We start from the raw sequence: 15,330 nt of genomic DNA on the forward strand, positions 1-15,330 counted from the left end.
GCGCTGGCATCGTTGCCTCCCACTGTCTACATCCTGTCATCTAACTCATTCATGCAAGCGAATGAAGGGCGTTAGGTATATCAAAAATTACACGCAGCTTCAACCATTATTACGTTTTCCACCGCTTACACGGTCATTCCCTTGCCAGTCTTGCCAACAATGTATCGCTTTATACCCATAATCTTTAAGCATAGACTCTACCGCTGATTTTTGATCGTACCCGTGTTCAACTAATAATAGACCGTTTGGACAAAGCCTCGCAAGACTCTTACTGATAATGTGGTGTAAAGCCTGCAAACCGGTTTCACCGCTGATTAAGGCAGTTTGCGGTTCGAAGCGGACATCGCCTTCGTGCAAATGGGGATCGGCACTGGCAATGTAGGGTGGGTTGGAAACAATGGCATGGAATAAGGCGGGTTCGTGAATGTCGGCAAACCAGTCGGAATGGATGAACTGAATGTTATCCAGGCCTAAACTGGCCGCGTTTTCACGCGCTGTTTTAAGTGCGTCTTCGCTGAAATCACTGGCAACAATCTGCCATGAGGGTTTTTCTTTGGCCAGCGCGAGGGCGATGGCGCCACTGCCTGTTCCCAGATCAAGAACTCTGGCCTCCGGCACATCGTGCAATTGCGACAGGGTGATTTCCACCAGCAACTCCGTCTCCGGCCGAGGGATAAGCGTGTCTTTCGTCACTCGAATCGGTAAGGACCAGAATTCCTTGATGCCAGTAAGGTAAGCAATGGGATGGCCCTGCCGGCGTTGCTCCACCAGTGCTTTGAATCGATTCCATTGCAGGGGCGTTAAGGCGACTTCCGGGTGTGAATACAGAAAGCTGCGGGAGCGGATAAGGACATGGGCTAAAAGCACCTCGGCATCAACACGGCAATCCGGATTACCCGGCTGAAGTATCGCCATGGCCTCGGTCAGGGCTTGCTTAATGTCCGTCATGACGCCCAATTTCCGCGAGCAGTTCGGCGTGGTATTCACGCTGCAACGCATCGATAACCGGAGTCAGATCGCCGGCAATAATGTCGGTTAACTGGTAAAGAGTGAGGTTAATTCGATGATCCGTCAGACGTCCCTGCGGGAAATTGTAAGTCCGGATGCGCTCCGATCGATCGCCGGTGCCAACCAGGGATTTGCGGGTCTCTGCCTGTTGCTGACGCTGCTTGCTTTGTTCTGCGTCCAGTAAGCGCGTTTTTAACAGGGCCATGGCTTTGGAACGATTTTTGTGCTGCGAACGTTCATCCTGGCATTCGACAACCACGCCCGTGGGAATATGGGTGATACGGATGGCGGAATCCGTTTTGTTCACGTGCTGACCACCCGCCCCGGAGGAACGATAGGTGTCAATGCGCAGATCATCCGGGCTGATATTAATGTCATCAATTTCATCCACTTCCGGCATGATGGCGACTGTGCAGGCGGAGGTATGGACGCGGCCCTGTGATTCGGTTTCAGGTACCCGTTGCACGCGATGGGCGCCGGATTCAAATTTCAGCTGCGAATAAACGGCGTTACCGCTGATGCGGGCAATGATTTCTTTATAACCACCGTGTTCGCCGTGACTGGCACTGATGACTTCGACTTGCCATCCCACGGTTTCAGCATAACGGCTGTACATGCGAAACAAATCCCCTGCGAAAATCGCCGCTTCGTCGCCGCCGGTACCGGCACGCACTTCCAGATAGACGTTGCGTTCATCATCGGGATCTTTGGGGATAAGGTGCCATTGCAAAGCCTCATCCAGTTGCTCAACACGAAGCAACGCCTCGTCGATTTCTTCTTTCGCCATGGCGGCCATTTCGGCATCGTTGCCGTCAATCAATTCCTGAAGTGAGGCGACATTGTTGCGGGCAGTCACGTAGTCATTGTAACAGGTGGCAACCGGTTCGAGTTGGGCATACTCTTTAGACAGGTTTTTAAATTGGTTCTGATCGGCAATAATCGATGCCTCGGATAACAGGCGGCCCACTTCTTCAAAGCGTTCCAGCATCTGTTCGAGTTTCAGTTCAAGAGATTTCTTCATAGGGTATAGGCGCTTTGGAAGGATTAAATAAATAGTGCACCAGATCCAGCAATTCCTCGCGGTTATCCCAAGCCGCCTGCCTTAATCCGACAGTCGGGAAATGGGTTAATTTATTCACCAGACGGGTACTGAATTCCTGCAACACTTCGGTTTGGTTTATGCCCAAAGAGAGCTTTTTCATGGCCCGTTGCAATTCTTCAGCCGCCAGGTTTTCCATGGTATCCCGGTAATGGCAGATGACGTCTTTTGCGCGCAGGGTGCGATGCCAGCGAATGTAATTGTCAAGCTCACAATCAATTAATTGCTCAGCCTGAAGCGCGGCGCTGCGGCGTTCGTCCATTCCTTTGGTAATGATGGATTGCAAATCGTCGATGTTATAAAGGGCGACATTCGCCAATTCGCTGACATCGGGTTCAATGTCGCGGGGCACAGCCAGATCAAGGAAGAACATCGGGTTGCCCTGTCGTTTTTCAAGGGCATGAGCCACGAGACTGCGGTTAATAAAAGGGAGCGGGCAGGCGGTGGCTGAAATCACGACATCGGCCTCGGCCAGATGCTCGGGGATATCGCCAATGGTAAGCGCTTTGCCCTGATAGGCGGTGGCCAGTTGCATGGCGTTTTCGCGGGTACGGCTTGCGACTAAAAAATCAGAGACCCCTTCCTCGTGCAGGTATTTCACCACCAGGTTGGCCGTCTCCCCTGAGCCAATTAAAAAAACGCGCAGGGACTGGATGTCGCTGAAAAACTGATTAACCAGTTGCACGGCCGCATAAGCGACAGAGACGGGATTCGTGCCAATGCCGCTTTGGCTGCGGATGCGTTTGCTGGCGCTGAACACGTACTCAAAGACATGGCGTAAATTACTTTTGACCGCGCCTAAACGGCAGGCCTGCTGGTAGGCTTGTTTCATTTGCCCAAGAATCTGTGGTTCTCCGAGCATCATCGAATCGAGGCCGCTGGCCACTCGGAGGGTATGGCGTATGCCGTGATGCCCGTGATGAAGATAAATATAGGGTGACAGGACTTCTGGCGAGAGCTGATGCTCATGAGCAAGCCAGGGAATGAGACTTTCCGGATCGTTGGTGTCGCAATAAATGTCCATGCGGTTGCAGGTGGACAGGATGGCTGCTTCATTAACTGCAGGAAGGCCCACCAGCTTGTGAAGCAGTGTATCCTGTGTCGCTGGTGTCAGCGCGACTTTTTCGCGCACAGTCAGCGGGGCAGTTTTATGATTAAGTCCGCAGGCAACAAAGACCATCGAAGTTTTACTATTAACCCGGCAATGTTGAGATTGTAAACCATAACTTTTTTAAAATGTAGAGTAAAGCGAGGATGAATCGCCGAAAACTCAAGTCCTTTGCTGATTTGCCGTTAACAAGGTAAACCTTAAGGCGTTTCCTGTTAAGGAGAGTTAGATGGATATCATCTTCCAGGGCAACCACAACAGTGAAGAGGCGGCGGAAAATTTATTGAGTGTCCTGCGCCTGTTCAAGGAACGGTATAAGATCAGCCATTTTCGTGAGATGCATTTAACGGTGACTCTGGTGGATGATCACGGCGATGATGTCGAGCTTGTGGATAGCCAGACCTCGCAGGTTTACCGCGTTTTTGAAGTCTACCGCAAAGGCCAGGAACTTCAGACTGGACGAAAGCCCCGTCCCATGCTGCAATTAGTGGTTGATAACACACGCTAGCAGGATGACATGCTTACCGGCTTACTGGCATTTCTACTCACATTACTCTTGGTTGTCGGTCTTCATGAAGCCGGGCATGCCCTGGCGGCTTTACTGTTTAACGTCAAAATTCAACGCATTGCCATTGGCTTTGGCAAGCCCCTGCTTTTGCGGCGGGATAAGCGGGGCATCGAATGGGTGTTCGCGTTGTGGCCTCTGGGCGGTTACGTGCGTTTGCTGAATTCCCGTATTCAACCGGTCCAGGAAGACGAATACCCCTTTTGTTTTGATAAAAAACCGGTCTGGCAACGCCTGGTCATTTTATTGGCCGGTGCGTTGGCGAATCTTTTAGTGGCCTGGGTGGCCTTCACGCTGATGCTGATGGTGGGGTATAAACAGTATGACGCTGTCATTGACAAAGTGACCCCGCAAAGCCTCGCGGCCTCCGCCGGCTTTAAAGCCGGCGATCGCCTACTGACCATCAATGGCCAGGCGGCACAGTCGCTGCAGGACGCCGGCATGCGCTTAATCGCGTCCCTGGGGCACGCCGACATTCCAGTCACTGTCGAAAACCAGCACCAGCAACGGTCACTGCAGTTGGATTTAAGCCGCTGGCGGTTTCCAGCGGTTAAGGGGTCGCTGTTTTCCCTGTTGGGTTTTGAAATGGTCTCGCCGGCTCAGAGTCAACGCCTTGTGCCGGGCACGTCTTTGTTGAATGCCGCCACGCAAGCGGTAAGCCGAATAATTGATTTGTCGGGTTTTTTTATGGTGATGCTCAAGCAGTTATTCACAGGGCTTATTCCCTTTACCCTGCTGTTGGGGCCTGTGGGTTTTTTAAATGCCTCCCTGCACTCTTTTCTGCAGGGATTTTCCGTCTTTCTTTATTTCATTGCCTCCCTCAGTCTGACGGTGGGTTTCGTAAACTTGTTGCCTGTACCTGGACTGGATGGCGGCTCCATGGTTTATGCGGTGCTTGAAAAACTGCGCGGCAAGCCGGTTTCCATCGCCATGGAAGTGCTGCTGCATCGCCTTGCCCTGATTTTCTTCATGCTGGTGTTTGTTCAGCTGATTCTCAATGATCTTAAACGCTACGCCCATTGATTAGGCCCGGGCGCAACAAAGCACATCCACGCGCTGTACCCCGTGTTGTTTTAAGCCGCGCGCGAGTTCACTGGCCGTGCTGCCCGTGGTGAGTAAATCATCCACCAGCGTGACATGGGCATAGGGCATGGGTTTAACCGTGAAGGATTGCTTCAGGTTGTTGCGGCGTTGCCGGCCGCTGAGTCCTGCCTGCGTTGGCGTATTGATTCGCTTGTGGCAATGGGTCAGGGCGCAGGGAATCATTAACTCGCTCGCCAGCCTTTTGGCTAATTCCGCGGTCTGATTAAACCCGCGTTGCCGCAAACGCTGGGCATGAAGGGGGACTGGAATCAGGCAATCCGAACGGTAATGTTCAGGCAGGGCTGCTTTCATTAATTTAACTAAAAAGGATCGAAGATGCAGGGCCTGGCGGTATTTATAATCATGCAGCAGGCAGCGTAACAGGCTGTTAAAGCGATAAGCAGTGAACACGGCATCAAAGTCGGGTCTTTTTTTTACGCAATGGCCGCACACGGGGAAGGCGGGATCAATCAGGGGATGCCGGCAGTAGCGGCAGGCGGGCCCAAGCGGGACTAACAATTGTTCGCAAAACGAACACACAGCAAACGGGCCGGGATGGTTTTGGCCGCAAACCACACAAACAGAAGGCAATCGCCATTGCTGTGTTATACTCTTCATTTTCTGATACACGCGTGTTGGATTTCCATTAGTAAAGCTTTGCCATAATGAATCTTAAAAACGAAATTAGCAACTCATTTAATACCCACGCCGGCGAGTATGACCGTGCTGCCAAGATACAACATGAAATAGGCAACCGCCTGTTTGAGCGCCTCGACTACCTGAAAATAAACCCGCGTTACGTGCTCGATTTGGGCTGTGGTACCGGTATTTTTTCCCGCCTGCTTAAAAAACGCTATGCCGATGCCCACATCATCGGTATTGATTTGGCTGAGAAGATGCTCAACGAGGCCCGAAAGAAGCAGGGATGGCGACGTAAATGGGCGCTGGTTAATGCCGACATGACCGCGCTGCCTTTTCCCGACGGTTTATTTGATTTGGTTTTTGCCAATCAGGCCATTCATTGGGTTTCGCCGCTTAAGGATGTCATGCGCGAAATTAACCGGGTTATGAGTCCAGATGCGAGCCTGCTGTTTTCAACCTTAGGCCCGGATACCTTTAAAGAACTGAAGCAAGCCTGGGCTGGTGTGGATTCCCATGCCCACACCAACACCTTTGCCGACATGCACGATGTGGGTGATTGTCTGCTGGCTGAGCATTTCTTAAATCCCGTGGTGGATATGGAATGGGTAACGGTGCATTATTCTTCCCTTAAGGCCCTGGTTGACAGCCTGAAGGCGCAGGGGGTGCGCAATATCAATCAGGCCCGCAATAAGGGGTTAACCGGCAAGGGGGCGAGGCAGGCGTTTGAGGCGGCTTATCAGCAACTGTGCACCGACCAAGGCAAATACCCGCTGACTTATGAAGTGGTTTATGGCCATGCGTTCAAGGGACAGGCACAGCCAACCGGACAGAGCGGGGAGGTTTTTATTCCCATAACCAGCATTCAGCGCAAGGTTCGATAAAGCGTATAAAACGAATGAACTGGCACTCGATCGCACCGGTACAGAGGGGTGCGCATTGAGGCATTTGATGGTAGTGTTTCATACCAGCTTAATCAGAGGGATCTTAAGATGGGAAGTGACTTTATTGTTTATGCCATTCCAGTGTTTTTTTTACTGATGGGTATGGAATACGTCGTTTCGAAAATTCGCCGGCAATCACTGTATGAAATCAAGGATTATGTCAGTAATTTAAGCAGCGGTTCGCTGGAGCAGCTGTGCACCGCGCCTTTGCAGGTTCTGCTTCTGTGGGGATACCACAGTCTTTATCAGAACGCCGCCTTCATGACCATCAATCCACGTTCCGTCATGGCCTGGATTGTTTTGTGGCTTGCAGTGGACTTTCTTTATTACTGGTATCATCGGGCCACTCATCGGATGACTCTGTTATGGATGGGGCATTCGGTTCATCATCAGAGTGAACATTATAATTTATCAGTGGCCTTACGCCAGGGCGTGGTGCAGACCCTGTTTTCACCCTTTATCTATCTGCCGTTGGCCCTCATTGGTTTTCCAACCTGGATGTTTGTCACGGTATCGAGTTTGATTACACTCTATCAATTCTGGATCCATACCCAGGCCATTGGCCGTTTAGGCTGGTTTGAAAAATGGTTCAACACCCCTTCGCACCACCGCGTCCATCACGGCCGCAATCCCCAATACATTGATAAAAACTACGGCGGCAGTCTCATTCTCTGGGACAAGCTGTTTAACACCTTTGAGCCGGAGCGTGAGCCCCCGGATTATGGGGTCACGGAACCGCTGCAAACCTGGAATTCATTTTATGCCAATATTAAAGTAGCGATGGACATGATGTATTACGGGCAGTTTTTAAAAACAATCAGCCAACGCCTGGCCTTGTTTATCCAACCGCCTGAAAAAATAATCAGCCTGTTGGGAAACCGGCGTTTTAATCAGGTGAAACGTGAATCGCGGCGCTATCAGGGGCCGGTTCCTGTGCCTTATCTGCTGGTCAATGCCCTGGTTTTGGTGATGGGGTTCACGGCTTTTCTGGCGGGCAGCGGTGCGGCCGGGGCAAGGGTCATTCTGCTTCATTTCTTTTCCCTGATGACCATTTACCTCCTGGCGCGGGTGTGTAACGGTGCGCGGACTATTCACTGGCCGGAGCTGGCGCGTGCCCTTGTCTTTGGCGCTCTTTTACTCGCGATAAAAATACCTGCCCTGATTGCTTGCCTTGGCAGCCTGGTGTTTTTTGGTGTCAATAAGCGGCTTTTTGCCAATCAGGGGTTGTATTTCGAGCCTCGACCCAAGCCTTTGCAGGCTGACAGTCGTTTAACTGTTGATTAAATTGGCTTGCAGCTATAATTTATACAACCCGATTAAAAAAATAGAATGCTTTAGGAGCGATTATGGAATTTGTCAGCCGTTACGTATCTCATCAACCGGATTTTAAGGGCATGGTGAGCTACTCCGATGAAGAGCATCGCGTCTGGCAGTTACTCTACAAACGACAGATGACGATTCTTCCGGGCAGGGCCTGCGATGAATTCCTGCGAGGGTTGGAAAGCCTGGGCTTGACTGGCGATCGCATTCCGCAACTCCCGGACGTCAGCGAACGTCTGCGCGGGTTGACCGGTTGGGAAGTAGCTCCTGTGGCTGCGCTGATCTCGGCACGTGAATTTTTTGAATTACTGGCCCAACGGCGTTTCCCTGCCGCGACGTTTATTCGGGTGGAAGACGAGTTGGACTACGTGCAGGAACCGGATATTTTTCATGAAATTTTTGGGCACTGTCCGATGTTAACCGATCCGGTGTATGCGGAATTTGTACATAACTATGCCTGTAAAGTATTGGAATTTCCTGAGGATGAATGGCCTTTGCTGCAACGCCTGTTCTGGTTTACCGTGGAATTTGGTTTAATCAAAACGCCACAGGGGTTACGGGCTTATGGCGGCGGTATTTTATCCTCCATCAGTGAAACCCCCTACAGCATTGAAAGCGATATTCCCATGCGGGTGTTGTTTGATCCGGTGGTGGCTTTTCGCACCCCTTATCGCATTGACATGCTGCAGAAGGTTTATTTTGTTATTGATGCTTATCAACAACTCTACGATTTTGTAAATCAGAATATTGGCAGCCTGATTCGCCGTGCCCGGGAACTGGGCGAGTACCCGCCTTTTTTCCCCGTGGATACCAACAATCCCAGTATTCATATCCTTGCCTGTTAATCAGGCAGTAGAGATTGATTTGCGCATACAGCATGCAGGCGGTGGTGCAATTGTAATGCGCGTTCAGTCTTGTTAATATCGGTGAACGTTTTGTGTTCATTGATGGCTTATCAAGGAGCAATCGATTGATCAAAGTACTAATTGTTGATGACCATGCCTTGGTTAGAATGGGTATTCGACGATTATTAGACGACTTACCTGACATGGAAGTGGTCGCTGAAGCAGAGAATGGAGAGCAGGCTCTCACCCTGGTGAAGACCTGTAAACCGGATGTCGTGTTATTGGACATGAAAATGCCTGGCATTGACGGCTGGGAGGTGACACGCCGTCTTAAAAAATCCAATCCGCAAATTAAAATCATCGCTGTGACTGCCATGTGTGCCGAGCCTCTGCCTACCCGCATTCTGCAACTGGGAGCCATGGGCTATCTGACCAAAGAATCCGGTGCTCAGGAAATGGCGGCAGCCATCCGCAAGGTGGCGAAAGGGGAAAAGTATTTAAGTGCCGAAATTGCCCAGAAAATGGCAATTAACAGCCTCGAAGCCGTTGAAGAGTCGCCGTTTGACCGTTTGTCTGAACGCGAAATGCAGGTGATGTTCATGATTACCAGCGGCATGACGGTACAGGATATTGCTGATCGTCTGTTTTTAAGCAGCAAGACCATTAACGGCTACCGCTACCGCATGTTCGATAAACTGGGCATTAAAAACGATGTGGAATTAACCTTCCTGGCCATGAAACACCGAATCATTGAAAAACCCACGGATGCCTTGAACGATGACTGAGGCCGGGGCTGACGCCCGCGGGTTGTACCATCTATAGTTAAATTATGAACGAGTTTTTACCTTCCCCCGAGTTAACGGCTTTGCTTGCCAACTTGACCAGTGAGCCTGGCGTTTACCGCATGATGGATGTCGAAGACACCATTTTGTATGTCGGTAAGGCCTCCAATCTGAAAAAAAGGGTAAGCAGCTATTTCAGCAAACAGACTACCGGCGCTAAAACCCGATCGCTGGTGAGCCAGATTGCCCGTATTGAAGTCAGTGTTACCCGCAGCGAGACGGAAGCCCTGTTGCTCGAAAGCAATCTGATTAAAAGCCTGCGCCCTAAATACAATGTCCTGTTGCGCGACGACAAATCCTACCCTTACATCCATGTGGTCCGCAGCAATGGCTACCCGCGCATGGAGCTCTATCGCAGCAAGAAAAAACCCCAAAAAGGCGATTTTTTTGGGCCTTATCCCAGCGCAACCGCTGTGCGGGAAACCTTAAACAGCATTCAGAAAGTGTTTAAAATCCGCAATTGCCGCGACAGTTATTTCAGCACCCGCTCCCGTCCCTGCCTGCAATATCAAATCAAACGTTGCACCGCCCCCTGCACCGGTTATATTTCCGAAGCGGAATACCAACAGGCTGTCGATGACGCCCTGCGGTTTCTGCAGGGCAAGTCCCAGGCTATTCTTGAGGAAATGGGGGCGCGGATGGAGGACGCCGTCAAGCGTCTGGCTTTTGAAGAAGCGGCCCTGTTAAGGGATCAGATTAAAAGCCTGCGCCTGGTGCAGGAGCAGCAGGGGGTCGTGCAGTTGCGCGGCGATGCGGATGTGATTGTCATGGACGCCAAACCCGGGTTTGCCTGCATTCAGTGCGTGACTGTTCGTGACGGGCACGTGCTGGCCAGCCAAAGTTTTTTTCCCTCGGTACCGCAACGGGTTCTGGTGGTGGAGGAGGAGCCGCGTGATTTGCGGCAGCAGGTTCTCGAAGCCTTTGTGTCCTTTTATTACGTTGATGCGCCAGAGCGCATCCCGGGGTTGCTGATTCTTGCAGAGCCGCTGCCGGAACTTGAGGCGATTCGCCTGATGCTCTCTGAGTTGCGCGGCAAGGAGTGTCAGATTCAGATTAACCCGCGTGGCATCAAGGCACGATGGCTGGATTTTGCCGTCAATAACCTGCGGTTGGCGGTCAGTGAGTATGACGCGTCACGCCTGACCATGAAAAACCGCTACGAGGCGCTGGCCGCCTTTTTACGCTGTCCTGCCCCCATTGCGCGCATGGAATGCTTTGATATCAGCCATACGCAGGGCGAAGCCACCATCGCCTCCTGTGTGGTGTTTGACACGGAAGGACCCCGCAAAAAAGATTACCGCCGTTTCAATATCACAGGCATTACGGCGGGCGATGATTACGCGGCCATGCAGCAGGTGCTGACCCGCCGTTTTAAGCGGCTTAGGGAGGAGCAGCATTTTCCCGATATTTTAATCATTGATGGCGGCAAGGGGCAGGTGAATGTCGCCCAGAAAGTCCTCACTGATCTTGGCGTGGAAGGGGTATTTCTCCTGGGTATTGCCAAAGGACCGGATCGCAAGGCGGGCCTCGAGCGCCTTATTCTGGTGGCTCGTAATGAAGAAATCATGTTACCGGAGGATTCGCCCGCCCTTCATCTGCTGCAGCATATTCGCGATGAGGCACATCGCTTTGCAATAACCGCTCACCGTAAAAAACGACAGACTGCCCGACTGGAGTCGCCGCTGGAAACCATTGAAGGGGTGGGACCGAAACGGCGTCAGGCTTTATTGCGCCGCTTTGGCGGCTTACGCGAACTGGCCAAAGCCCCTCTGGCTGAAATTGCCAAAGTGACCGGAATCAATGATCAATTAGCCCTGCGCATATTTAGGCATTTTCGTGACGATTAATGAGGCTTGCCAAAGACGGCAAAAACTTGCCGGGGGACAGGCCACGCTTAAGCTTGATAGTTGTTATTGTAATCATTAATGAAAATTTTCAATGTTTCAATGGGAAGGGGACGGCAGTAATAAAAGCCCTGCGCATAACGGCAACCCAATTGTTTCAGTAGTTGATTCTGCTCCGCGTTTTCAACGCCTTTTTGAATCACGGTCAGCTCCAGCTTGTGGGCAAAGTCAATTAACCCGCTGATGAATGCACTTCGTTTGGGTTCAAGCGCCAGGGAATGCAGCAGGCTGTGATCAATCTTGACGTAATCAAACGGCGTTTCCAGCAGTCGGGACACGTTGGAGTGTTCCGTACCAAAGTTATCCAGGCTTAAACAGATTCCCTCTGCCCGCAGGGCTTCAAGGTTCGCATCGAGATGGCGGTATTGCAGGCTTGAAATCTGTTCAGCAATGTCAAGAATCACCGAGCGGGCCGGGATATTGGCTTTCAGCAGGCTGTCGCGGAGATTTTCAATGAAATACTGATCATTAAGTTGCGACAAGGCAATATTCAACGCAATTTTAGCATCGGAAAGCGGGGCGATGATGGCCGTGAAATCCTTTAAAGCCTGCTGGATGGTCCAATAACCTAAGGATTGAATGCAGCCGGTTTGTTCAGCCAGGGGAATAAATTCGCTGGGGGAAATTAAGCCTTTTTTCGGATGGCGCCAGCGAATAAAGGCCTCGTAACTGACAATTTCATTGGTGTTTAAATCAAACAAAGGCTGATAATCAATGTAAAACTCGTTTTTGGCAATGGATTGGCGAAGGTCGCGTTTCAGCAAAATGAGTCGGCTGTTGATTTCATTGTACGTTGCGTTGGAAAAAACAGTGTATTGATTTTTGCCGTTTTTCTTGGCCCGGTACATTGCCGTATCGGCATTGCGCAACAACTCACTGGCTGTCTGGCCCCCGGTCGGGTAATAGCAGATGCCGATACTGCATCCGGTTTCAAGGTGGTATTCGCCGATTTCAAAGGGCGTCGACAGGGCTTGATTGATTTTACTCGCTATTTTTTCGATGTCAGTTTGTTCGGTTAGTTTCAGCAGCACCACAAACTCATCGCCGCCGAGACGGGCGATGAAATCCGTCTTGCGGATGCAACCGGACATTCGTTTGGCCAGGTTTCTCAGCAACTGATCGCCGACATGATGTCCCAGCGTGTCGTTGATGGTTTTAAAATTATCCACATCGACTAACAGTAACGCCAGTTCCTCTTTGTTTTTTCTGGCTTTTTCCATCCATTGATCCAGGGTGGTTTCAAAAAATTGGCGGTTTCCAACGTTGGTCAGCGGATCATAACTGGCCAGATCCCGCATTTTCTGCTGGGCCATTTTCAATTCAGTGATGTCTGTTGCGTAAACATTAATCTGATCAAAATCCTGAATCCAGACCACGGTAAACAGATACATTTTGTCTTTGACTTCCATTTCGATACGCACCACCTCACGCTTCTGCTTGGCTTTTAGGCAGGCGTCCTGAAGTTTTAACGGTAATTTCGCTGATCCTTTATACCAGTAGTCCAGTATTTCCCGTCCGGAACTGTTGCTGTAAAGAATGTTGCCATCGTATTGAATGCGGAATACCGGGTTGGGATCCTGTTGGGGAATACTCGCTAAAAACTGCAGTTTACGTTGAGAGAGGAGACGTTCTATTTCAAGGCAGATTCGCTCGCTTAACAGCCGAAACAGGGTTTTGCTGTGGTGATTAAGGATAATTCGTTTTTCCGATAACAACACCAGCAAGCCAACAACGGCCCCTTCGGAATTGAGCAGCGGGCCGCCAATGTAGGAGTTGATGCTCATTTCCTGCAATAAAATGTCCTTGGGAAACCGCTCCTGCACGTCGCCGTCAAAATGATGGATGCTTTTGGATTCTTTCACTTCCTTGCAGGGGGTATCCTGCAGGGCATAGGACACATTTTTGCGTTTGAGGCCGCGATAATAGTAACTGACACTGTGAGCAATGTCGTCGCTGTCGATCAAATCGACGCAGGCATGATCGGCACTGAAGGCATCCGAAGCCAGTTTGGTCACATCATCAATCACGTCGTTGATGCCGCCGTGGTTGGAAATTTCAGCCAGGGAGCGTAAAACCCACTCGAGCATTTTCGACTCGGTGATGTCCACCAGCTTGATCAGCACATTGGGTTCCTTGTCAACCATCAGGGTGCTGACCATGACATTAAACGCAAGTTTAGGACGATGATTGTCGGTTTCCTCAACCCAGGTAAACTGCTGCGGCACCCCTTTTTGCGTTTCATGGCAATGATGAGCCAATTCAGTAAACAGTTGTTTAGGTCCTAACTGCCTCATGCCAATCGCTTTCTGTAAGGTTTGTCCCAATACCCGGCCTGGATCTTCAAGTAAAAAATGATGAGCGGCCATTTCGTTAAGAAAGAGGATTTTGTTTTTTTTATCAAGCACAAAGATACTGTCGCTCATTAATTGAATGGCGTGCGATAAATCGTGACGGGACGCAAAATTGCTTAAACCGACTTCAGAAGCAATTGCCTCCTCAATGATGAGACTCGTATTACCCATGGATGTTAGACAGAGGACCACTTATACTAAGTATAGAGGAATTTTAAAAAACCTATCCTTAGTCTAAACTTTTTAAACAGAGGGTCGAAGTAATGACAAAAGCACACTGAAATTTAAGCACGCTTTTTGCATCTTAAACGTTATAAACAGTCGGGGAATAACGTCATGAAAAAAATAACGATGGCTCTGGTAGCGTTTTTATCGGCGATATCCTCTCACGCGGCACCCTATTATGGGACCGGATTATGTGCGTATCCTCAATACCAATGCATTAAAGTGACCTCCGGGCAAAGCTGGGAAAAACTCTTCCCGGATGAACAGCAGCGCGATATCGTTCAACGCATAAACCGCACCTACAACCACCTCTGGGCTGGCAAGGAGATTGCCGTACCCCGCAATCTGGCCAACAAAACCCTGCTGGATTTTGCGCCGTTCCCCTTGAAAATCAAGGCGGAAGGCAATAAACAAATCATCGTGGATCAGGACAAACTCGCCTGGGCTGCCTACGACGCCGATGGTCGTCTGGTAAAATGGGGTCCCATTTCGTCAGGCCGCGACAAATGCTCAGACAGCAACAACTCCTGCCGCACCTTAACCGGGATCTTCTATTTCTTCAGCAAGGAAAACGAAAAATGCCGCTCCGGGGTCTTCCCTATCGGCCGAGGTGGGGCAAAAATGCCTTACTGCATGTATTTTCACAAAGGATTTGCCATGCACGGTTCCGATGACATACCCGGCTACAGAGCAAGTCACGGCTGTGTCCGCATGTTCACTCGCGATGCCTTGTGGATGAATCGAGAGTTTGTAGACGTATCCAATGATAAAACCGGGTTTCTGGGGACTAAAGTAACAGTCAGACCTATTTTGGATAGCACAAGCGGGAAAGCACAATGAAAACAATAACCAAATACGCGACAATGATAGTGTGTCTGGGATTATCTGCCCCAGGTCTGTCCATGACTGCCGAGGAAAAGGCGGATAAAGACAACCGGAACCCCCCAGGCTGCCTCGATACCGGCTACCAGTTTGAATTGAAGGCGCTGCATCTCTTGCCGGAAGCAGCCGGTGCCAAGCAATCCCTGTATTTTTTCTTTAACACCCTGTCACAGAAAATTAACCTTTACCAGATGCGCGATGATGAGAGCTCAAGGAGCCTTTATTTAAATCATGCCATCAATAGCCGGCAGTGGGCGGCGCTTTCGAGCACTGAAAAGGAAGTGAAATTCATTTGTACAGTGGATGATCCCAAGCTTCGCTATGGCCGTGTCGTGGATTGCAGCCAAAGCCTTAGGATTTGCGAATACACCACCGTGAAATATGGCTTGAATAACAAAGGGAACTTTTGGCTGGTAAAAAGTAATTCAAGGAATGCGGCTGTCAGAGAAGTTGTCAGGTATGGCATCATTCCTGCAATGACAATGTAAAAAAACAGCGCCAATTGCAACGAATAA

The 15,330-nt window shown here is 50.3% G+C and carries 14 protein-coding genes; 9 read left to right on the forward strand and 5 right to left on the reverse strand.

Translation table 11 applies throughout. From position 1 onward, the window contains the following. Positions 1–99: 99 nt before the first annotated feature. Genes prmC through hemA form a run of 3 tightly spaced genes read right to left on the reverse strand, consistent with a single transcriptional unit; the run spans position 100 to position 3,287 of the window. Positions 100–948 carry a peptide chain release factor N(5)-glutamine methyltransferase gene (gene prmC, locus DYE45_RS04565; RefSeq protein ID WP_108292298.1) on the reverse strand — a complete coding sequence of 283 codons (849 nt, stop codon included), beginning with the start codon at positions 946–948 and terminating at the stop codon, positions 100–102. Further along, positions 935–2,029 (reverse strand): peptide chain release factor 1, encoded by a 1,095-nt coding sequence (gene prfA, locus DYE45_RS04570; protein WP_108292296.1) that lies wholly within the window; start codon positions 2,027–2,029, stop codon positions 935–937. Before prfA ends, prmC begins: the two co-directional genes overlap by 14 nt. After that, positions 2,013–3,287 (reverse strand): glutamyl-tRNA reductase, encoded by a 1,275-nt coding sequence (gene hemA / locus DYE45_RS04575; RefSeq protein WP_108292294.1) that lies wholly within the window; start codon positions 3,285–3,287, stop codon positions 2,013–2,015. Before hemA ends, prfA begins: the two co-directional genes overlap by 17 nt. A gap of 157 nt (positions 3,288–3,444) precedes the next feature. Between hemA and DYE45_RS04580 the strand changes: the two genes are divergently transcribed. Both DYE45_RS04580 and DYE45_RS04585 read left to right on the forward strand, forming a co-directional pair. Next, positions 3,445–3,723 (forward strand): hypothetical protein, encoded by a 279-nt coding sequence (locus DYE45_RS04580; protein WP_108292292.1) that lies wholly within the window; start codon positions 3,445–3,447, stop codon positions 3,721–3,723. A 9-nt stretch (positions 3,724–3,732) separates the two neighbouring features. After that, positions 3,733–4,803: a M50 family metallopeptidase gene (locus tag DYE45_RS04585; RefSeq protein ID WP_115300527.1), complete on the forward strand. Its 1,071-nt coding sequence runs from the start codon at positions 3,733–3,735 to the stop codon at positions 4,801–4,803. On the opposite strand, the gene DYE45_RS04590 is transcribed toward DYE45_RS04585, so the two are convergent. Then, a complete protein-coding gene (locus DYE45_RS04590; protein ID WP_242602674.1) occupies positions 4,804–5,481 on the reverse strand; it encodes a ComF family protein in 678 nt (225 codons plus the stop codon). It lies immediately after the preceding gene. A gap of 47 nt (positions 5,482–5,528) precedes the next feature. Here DYE45_RS04590 and bioC point away from each other — a divergent pair, with 47 nt between their 5' ends. The 5 genes from bioC to uvrC all read left to right on the forward strand — a co-directional run bounded on the left by bioC (position 5,529) and on the right by uvrC (position 11,300). Next, on the forward strand, positions 5,529–6,386 hold the full coding sequence (gene bioC, locus DYE45_RS04595) for a malonyl-ACP O-methyltransferase BioC (protein ID WP_108292288.1): 858 nt from the start codon (positions 5,529–5,531) through the stop codon (positions 6,384–6,386). A 108-nt stretch (positions 6,387–6,494) separates the two neighbouring features. Continuing rightward, complete coding sequence (locus tag DYE45_RS04600; RefSeq protein ID WP_115300528.1) at positions 6,495–7,730, forward strand: sterol desaturase family protein; 1,236 nt, start codon at positions 6,495–6,497, stop codon at positions 7,728–7,730. A 62-nt stretch (positions 7,731–7,792) separates the two neighbouring features. Next, on the forward strand, positions 7,793–8,611 hold the full coding sequence (gene phhA / locus DYE45_RS04605) for a phenylalanine 4-monooxygenase (RefSeq protein ID WP_108292284.1): 819 nt from the start codon (positions 7,793–7,795) through the stop codon (positions 8,609–8,611). 125 nt (positions 8,612–8,736) lie between these two features. Then, positions 8,737–9,396, forward strand: a complete 660-nt coding sequence (gene letA / locus DYE45_RS04610) for a two-component system response regulator LetA (protein ID WP_115300529.1) — start codon at positions 8,737–8,739, stop codon at positions 9,394–9,396. A gap of 44 nt (positions 9,397–9,440) precedes the next feature. Next, positions 9,441–11,300, forward strand: a complete 1,860-nt coding sequence (gene uvrC, locus DYE45_RS04615; protein WP_115300530.1) for an excinuclease ABC subunit UvrC — start codon at positions 9,441–9,443, stop codon at positions 11,298–11,300. Between the two features lie 47 nt (positions 11,301–11,347). Here the strand turns inward: uvrC and DYE45_RS04620 are convergent, their stop codons facing one another. Beyond that, entirely contained in the window at positions 11,348–13,879 is a 2,532-nt protein-coding gene (locus DYE45_RS04620; RefSeq protein ID WP_120047357.1) for a bifunctional diguanylate cyclase/phosphodiesterase, read from the reverse strand. Positions 13,880–14,044: 165 nt separating this feature from the next. Between DYE45_RS04620 and DYE45_RS04625 the strand changes: the two genes are divergently transcribed. Both DYE45_RS04625 and DYE45_RS04630 read left to right on the forward strand, forming a co-directional pair. Further along, positions 14,045–14,773 (forward strand): L,D-transpeptidase, encoded by a 729-nt coding sequence (locus tag DYE45_RS04625; RefSeq protein ID WP_108292278.1) that lies wholly within the window; start codon positions 14,045–14,047, stop codon positions 14,771–14,773. Next, complete coding sequence (locus DYE45_RS04630) at positions 14,770–15,303, forward strand: endopeptidase IV (protein WP_108292276.1); 534 nt, start codon at positions 14,770–14,772, stop codon at positions 15,301–15,303. Before DYE45_RS04625 ends, DYE45_RS04630 begins: the two co-directional genes overlap by 4 nt. The last annotated feature ends 27 nt before the right edge of the window (positions 15,304–15,330 follow it).

The organism is Legionella taurinensis (assembly GCF_900452865.1).
In the GTDB taxonomy this organism is placed as follows: domain Bacteria; phylum Pseudomonadota; class Gammaproteobacteria; order Legionellales; family Legionellaceae; genus Legionella_C; species Legionella_C taurinensis.

Excerpts from the sequence above, each read along its gene's own strand:
- DYE45_RS04630 (WP_108292276.1), top strand. The coding sequence starts at position 14,770 with ATGAAAACAATAACCAAATACGCGACAATGATAGTGTGTCTGGGATTA.
- DYE45_RS04620 (WP_120047357.1), bottom strand. The coding sequence starts at position 13,879 with ATGGGTAATACGAGTCTCATCATTGAGGAGGCAATTGCTTCTGAAGTC.
- phhA (WP_108292284.1), top strand. The coding sequence starts at position 7,793 with ATGGAATTTGTCAGCCGTTACGTATCTCATCAACCGGATTTTAAGGGC.
- DYE45_RS04600 (WP_115300528.1), top strand. The coding sequence starts at position 6,495 with ATGGGAAGTGACTTTATTGTTTATGCCATTCCAGTGTTTTTTTTACTG.
- uvrC (WP_115300530.1), top strand. The coding sequence starts at position 9,441 with ATGAACGAGTTTTTACCTTCCCCCGAGTTAACGGCTTTGCTTGCCAAC.
- bioC (WP_108292288.1), top strand. The coding sequence starts at position 5,529 with ATGAATCTTAAAAACGAAATTAGCAACTCATTTAATACCCACGCCGGC.
- prmC (WP_108292298.1), bottom strand. The coding sequence starts at position 948 with ATGACGGACATTAAGCAAGCCCTGACCGAGGCCATGGCGATACTTCAG.
- prfA (WP_108292296.1), bottom strand. The coding sequence starts at position 2,029 with ATGAAGAAATCTCTTGAACTGAAACTCGAACAGATGCTGGAACGCTTT.
- DYE45_RS04580 (WP_108292292.1), top strand. The coding sequence starts at position 3,445 with ATGGATATCATCTTCCAGGGCAACCACAACAGTGAAGAGGCGGCGGAA.
- DYE45_RS04590 (WP_242602674.1), bottom strand. The coding sequence starts at position 5,481 with ATGAAGAGTATAACACAGCAATGGCGATTGCCTTCTGTTTGTGTGGTT.
- DYE45_RS04585 (WP_115300527.1), top strand. The coding sequence starts at position 3,733 with ATGCTTACCGGCTTACTGGCATTTCTACTCACATTACTCTTGGTTGTC.
- DYE45_RS04625 (WP_108292278.1), top strand. The coding sequence starts at position 14,045 with ATGAAAAAAATAACGATGGCTCTGGTAGCGTTTTTATCGGCGATATCC.
- hemA (WP_108292294.1), bottom strand. The coding sequence starts at position 3,287 with ATGGTCTTTGTTGCCTGCGGACTTAATCATAAAACTGCCCCGCTGACT.